Origin of the sequence: Prevotella sp. oral taxon 306 str. F0472 (assembly GCF_000257925.1) — a bacterium.
GTDB classification, from domain to species: Bacteria; Bacteroidota; Bacteroidia; order Bacteroidales; family Bacteroidaceae; genus Prevotella; species Prevotella vespertina.
On the sequence record NZ_AJIN01000043.1, the window covers coordinates 1 to 5389 of the forward strand.

The following is a 5389-nucleotide window of genomic DNA, read 5'->3' on the forward strand; positions in this document are numbered from 1 at the left end:
ATTGGGTTTATTTCTTTCGGCTGCAAAAGTAATAAAAGATATTAAAACAGCAAAGGAAACCAAAGAAAAAAAGACAGATTCGACTTAATTTCTCTAGAAAGAGACAGAGTAAGGCTTTAAAGACAGAGTAACAGATTGGTTTAGTAATAGAGAAATGATTCTAAGACACAATGATTCTAAGACACAATGATTCTAAGACACAAAAGACATATTTTTTTAATGACATATCATCCGTCGTTGATGGATTTGGTTTCCCTTCCACATATAGTATATTACTATCGTCTTATGTTCTCCTGTTACTTTGTCTTTAAAAATATGTCATTTAAAAAGATATTTCTTTCTGTCATTGTGTCTACAAAACATATTATCGTTCCTTTGTCTTAAAGGATTCGTCCTTCTGTCTTAAAGAATATGTTGCTAGATAGAACAAGAACATGATTCCACGGAAAGAAAGTTCAACAGCCATAGCAAACCATACGCCTTTCAATCCGTATTCACTGGCTAACGCATAGGCAAGAGTCAATCGGACGAGCCACATACAACCCAAGTTTATGAAGGATGGTTTCAATGTATCGCCTGCTCCTACGCACACGCTATAGGCGACGATGGCTGCTGCAAAGAAGGGTTCGGCGAATGCTTCAATCCGAAGAACGGATGTTCCCAGAGCTTGTATATCGGCAACTGGCGATAATAAACTTATCATTTCGGGAGCGAAAATATACATGATTACGCCCATGAATGCCATCACTAGCATTCCTAAGAATATGGTCATCCATGCGAAACTACGATGCAAATCACGCCTGCCCGCCCCTACGCTCTGTCCAACGAGAGTGGTTGCAGCCTCACTAATACCATAGCCTGGCATATAACAAAGACTTTCGGCTGTGATTGCAAACGAATGGGCGGCTATCGAGACATTCCCCAATGGAGCGACAATCATCGTTGATACGAGTTGAGCACCATTCATCAAGAGATATTGCAAAGCCATAGGACTACCTATCTTCACCGCATTCCAAATGTATTGCCAACGCCACACAAAGCGTTCAACATCCAACTTCCACGCAAGGATTGGACTACGGAATATGGCGTAATAAGCCAATGGTAATGCAACAGCAATAAATGCTAAAAGACTTCCGAAGGCTGCTCCTGCAACGCCAGCACCCCATCCTGGCACTGTTACTTGTAGCCCAAGTAGGGTGATGTCATGCGTTGGGAAGATGAAGAAGTAATTGAAGATTACATCCAAGACACACATCAGTATCGCCATTGAACTGGGGCGTCGCATATCGCCAGAAACCTTCAACATGGAGGCAGATATTACCTCCAGAAGGTGGAAAGGAATGATGAAAGAGAAGATAAGAAAGTAAGTAGACGCATCGTGCTGAATATCCTTTCCGCCCCTTAACCATATAGGGAGATAGGGTGCAATAAGCACTGTAACAAGCAGAAAACATAATGCAAAACAGAGTCCAAAGGCATATCCGTGACGCATTACAGAGCGTGCTTTTGAGAAGTCTTTAGCACCTATGAAGTGAGCTGCCTGTACAGAGAATCCCATTGTAACAGCACCTATTAAAGAGAAGAAGAGCCATGTTGCGGGTTCTACAAGACCGATTGCCGCAGCTGGTTCTGCACCCAATGAGCCAACCATTCCAGCATCAATATAGAACATCAGGACGGTTGTTATCTGTGCAAGAATCGACGGAATACTTAACTGAATGATAAGATTAAACTTCTCACTCGTCGTCATCTCTTCTCCTTCTCGAATCTTTGAAAGGAGTGCATCGGCTATGTTTTTACTAAAGGAGATACGCAATGGGATACGAATTAATCAATAATTTGAAGTAAAAAGACATAGGGACATGCGCCTCATAAGCCCCTTTATCATACATGAAAAGAAGTTCTTATGATGACGTGTGTCCCTACTTACAAGTACAAGGTTCGGCTATTCAACCGATAAAAAACAGTTAGTTGTCCTACTCTTATTTATCCTTTAGATTCTTCTCAACATGTGCGAAGTCTACTAATCGCACATCGAATATAAGCGTAGAATAGGCTGGAATCGTACCACCACCTGCCTTTACGGCACCATACCCCAACTGATAAGGGATGTAAATAACCCAATGGTCGCCTCTATGCATCTGCTGTAAGGCTGTGGCGAAGCCGTCTACCACACCTCTTACTTCAAAGTGTGTTGGACGAGAGGTAAGCGCATTGAAGGTGTTAGACGACCATGATTTGTCGAAGATTAAACCAGCTGTATAGGTTGTTGATGGTATCAAACGTCCCATATAGTGAACCGATGCATAATCGGTAAGAAGAGGGCTTTTTGTCTCCGAGCCAGACTCTAATACATGTACAATGATATGATTCTCTGGCTTATAGCTCAGCTGTGCATTACCAACAGCATGTTGCCCGTCTAAGGTGTAATTCTTGATTATCTTCCAAGAAGTATCACCTCCCTTTATCTTCTGTTCAGTAGTTGTATAAAGCTTATTCCAATAGTTCTCGTTCGTAGCCTTCCAGTTGGCAAACTCTTCAACATCGTCTTTATCCTCGGAACAAGACACAATGCTCATTGAAGCAAGCAGCAATCCGCCTAAGCAAAGCATACTTACAACATGGCGAAAGAATGTTTTTATCGTTTTAGTCATAGCCTTTTTATATCAAAAAAGGTTAGTAGCACTTACTGAAACATCCATTGATAAGATGTTAAACAAGTAAGTTCTACTAACCTATCTCTTATTAATCAATATCAATCTTCTTCAATAGAGAAGTGATTGAAACACGGTCTTCTATTATCTCACGGAGCTTCTCAACTGGCACACGTTCCTGCTTCATTGAGTCGCGATAACGCAGAGTAACGGTGTTATCATTCAATGTGTCACCATCGACAGTCACGCAGAATGGAGTACCAATAGCGTCTTGGCGACGATAACGCTTACCTATTGAGTCCTTCGCCTCCATGTGTGTATTGAAGTGGAACTTCAGTTGGTTAACAATCTCTTGAGCCTTCTCAGGAAGTCCATCTTTGTTTACCAATGGTAGAACAGCACACTTAACTGGTGCTAAAGGCTCGGGGAGTTTCAATACAATACGGCTTGATCCATTCTCCAATGGTTCCTCTGTATAACTGTGACACATCACTGATAAGAACATACGATCTACTCCGATAGATGTCTCAACATCGTAAGGAACATAGTTCTCATTGCGCTCTGGATCGAAATACTTTATCTGTCTTCCCGAGAACTTCTCGTGTTGTGAAAGGTCAAAGTTGGTACGTGAGTGGATACCTTCAACCTCCTTGAAACCGAATGGCATACGGAATTCAATGTCAGTAGCCGCATTGGCATAGTGAGCTAACTTCTCGTGGTCATGGAAACGATAGTTATCGTCGCCCATACCTAAAGCCTCATGCCATGCCAAACGGTGCTTCTTCCAATACTCAAACCACTTCATCTCTGTTCCAGGTTGGCAGAAGAACTGCATCTCCATCTGCTCAAATTCACGCATACGGAACACGAATTGACGTGCTACGATCTCATTACGAAAGGCCTTACCTATCTGACAGATACCGAAAGGAAGCTTCATACGACCCGTCTTCTGAACGTTGAGGAAGTTTACAAAGATACCCTGTGCAGTCTCTGGACGTAGGTAGATTTTATTGGTTGCATCGGCTGATGCGCCCATTTCTGTTGAGAACATAAGATTGAACTGACGCACATCTGTCCAGTTCTTTGTACCACTGATTGGATCAACAATACCCTCATCAAGGATGATTTGCTTCAATGCTTCGAGGTCAGGACCTTGCATTGCTTCGGTGTAACGAGCGTGCAATTCGTCACGTTTCTTTTGATGTTCTAAGACGCGAGGATTGGTTTCGCGGAACTTAACTTCATCAAAGTCTGCACCGAACTTCTTCGCTGCCTTTGCTACTTCCTTATCTATCTTCTCTTCGTATTTAGCTATCTGATCCTCGATAAGGTTATCTGCACGATAACGCTTCTTAGAGTCTCGGTTATCAATCAAAGGGTCGTTGAAGGCATCAACGTGACCACTTGCTTTCCATACAGTTGGGTGCATAAAGATAGAAGCATCAATACCAACAATATTGCTGTGAAGCAATACCATTGATTGCCACCAGTACTGTTTTATATTGTTCTTAAGCTCAACACCATTCTGACCATAGTCATATACAGCTGCTAAACCATCATAGATATCACTACTGGGAAATACAAAACCATACTCTTTACAGTGACTTACTATCTTCTTAAAAACGTCCTCTTGTGCCATAATTATCTTTTTATTCCTTATAAATTTGTCGCAAAGTTACATCTTTTTAGTCGAATAAGTTCATTAATAGCGTGAAACTTTATAAATCAAGACAAGAGTACAGATTACATTGCACAGACAAAGAGACATATATCTAAAGACAAAGTAACAATAATGTATTTTATAGACACAATAACAAAGAGACAGATTCTTTTAATGACATATTTTTAAAGGCAAAGGAACGATAATATATTTTGTAGACACAATGACAGAGAGACAGATTCTTTAATGACATAGTTTTTAAAGACAAAGGAACGATAGTATATTTTATAGACACAATGACAGAGAGACAGATTCTTTTAATGACATATTAAGACAGAAAGCTGGGGAATATAAGACGATAGTAATATACTATATGTGGAAGGGAAACAAAATCCGTCAACGACGGATGATATGTCATTAAAAAAATATGTCTTTCTGTCATTGTGTCTTAGAATCATTTATCTGTTACTAAATCAATTTGTTCCTCTGTTACTATGTCTTTTAAAGCCTTACTCTGTCTCTTTCTAGAGAAATTAAGTCGAATCTGTCTTTTTTTCTTTGGTTTCCTTTGCCGTTTTAATATCTTTTATTACTTTTGCAGCCGAAAGAAATAAACCCAATCATGATTCAAGCATTAAATATTCAAGCCACAACGAACAACGCCTTATATAATAAAGGTGTTGCGCGTTGTGCTTCTGTATTTGAATCATTGAATACGGAGAGAAAAATAATCGAGAAAAAGATGGCAAATTATTTGGTAGTTCCAAATATTTGTATACTCTCTCTCTCTCTCTCTCTCTCTCTCTCTCTCTCTCTCTCTCTCTAGTAGAGCAGACGTAAATTACACATTTTTTTCTTCTCGCGTACGCGCGCGCGAAGCGTGCCGCAAACCCTGTAAACAAAGGACTTCTAGGAGTTTCCTTTGTTCTTTTTTTGTGTCCGTACCTAAACCGAAATATAGAGAAATTAAGCACGAAATAACAACTATTTTTAATCAATAAAACAATGGAGAAAAAGAAAGAAAAGAAGAATTATTCTGCACCTAATTGCGTAATAGTTCAGGTAAACGAAACCA

At 40.1% G+C, this 5389-nt stretch carries 4 protein-coding genes; 1 reads left to right on the plus strand and 3 read right to left on the minus strand.

Annotation, left to right across the window (positions count from 1 at the left end):
• Nucleotides 1-364: 364 nt before the first annotated feature.
• The 3 genes from HMPREF9969_RS06880 to HMPREF9969_RS06890 form a co-directional block, all read right to left on the minus strand.
• Complete coding sequence (locus HMPREF9969_RS06880; RefSeq protein WP_009435127.1) at nucleotides 365-1816, minus strand: MATE family efflux transporter; 1452 nt, start codon at nucleotides 1814-1816, stop codon at nucleotides 365-367.
• A gap of 166 nt (nucleotides 1817-1982) precedes the next feature.
• Complete coding sequence (locus tag HMPREF9969_RS06885) at nucleotides 1983-2654, minus strand: FKBP-type peptidyl-prolyl cis-trans isomerase (protein WP_036895383.1); 672 nt, start codon at nucleotides 2652-2654, stop codon at nucleotides 1983-1985.
• Between the two features lie 91 nt (nucleotides 2655-2745).
• The gene (locus HMPREF9969_RS06890) at nucleotides 2746-4293 is read right to left on the minus strand and encodes a glycine--tRNA ligase (RefSeq protein WP_004382276.1); all 1548 of its coding nucleotides are present in this window, start codon (nucleotides 4291-4293) and stop codon (nucleotides 2746-2748) included.
• A gap of 643 nt (nucleotides 4294-4936) precedes the next feature.
• Between HMPREF9969_RS06890 and HMPREF9969_RS13200 the strand changes: the two genes are divergently transcribed.
• Nucleotides 4937-5140 carry a hypothetical protein gene (locus HMPREF9969_RS13200; RefSeq protein ID WP_036895385.1) on the plus strand — a complete coding sequence of 68 codons (204 nt, stop codon included), beginning with the start codon at nucleotides 4937-4939 and terminating at the stop codon, nucleotides 5138-5140.
• The last annotated feature ends 249 nt before the right edge of the window (nucleotides 5141-5389 follow it).

Coding starts and splice junctions, on each gene's coding strand:
- HMPREF9969_RS06885 (WP_036895383.1), bottom strand. CDS start 2,654: ATGACTAAAACGATAAAAACATTCTTTCGCCATGTTGTAAGTATGCTT.
- HMPREF9969_RS13200 (WP_036895385.1), top strand. CDS start 4,937: ATGATTCAAGCATTAAATATTCAAGCCACAACGAACAACGCCTTATAT.
- HMPREF9969_RS06890 (WP_004382276.1), bottom strand. CDS start 4,293: ATGGCACAAGAGGACGTTTTTAAGAAGATAGTAAGTCACTGTAAAGAG.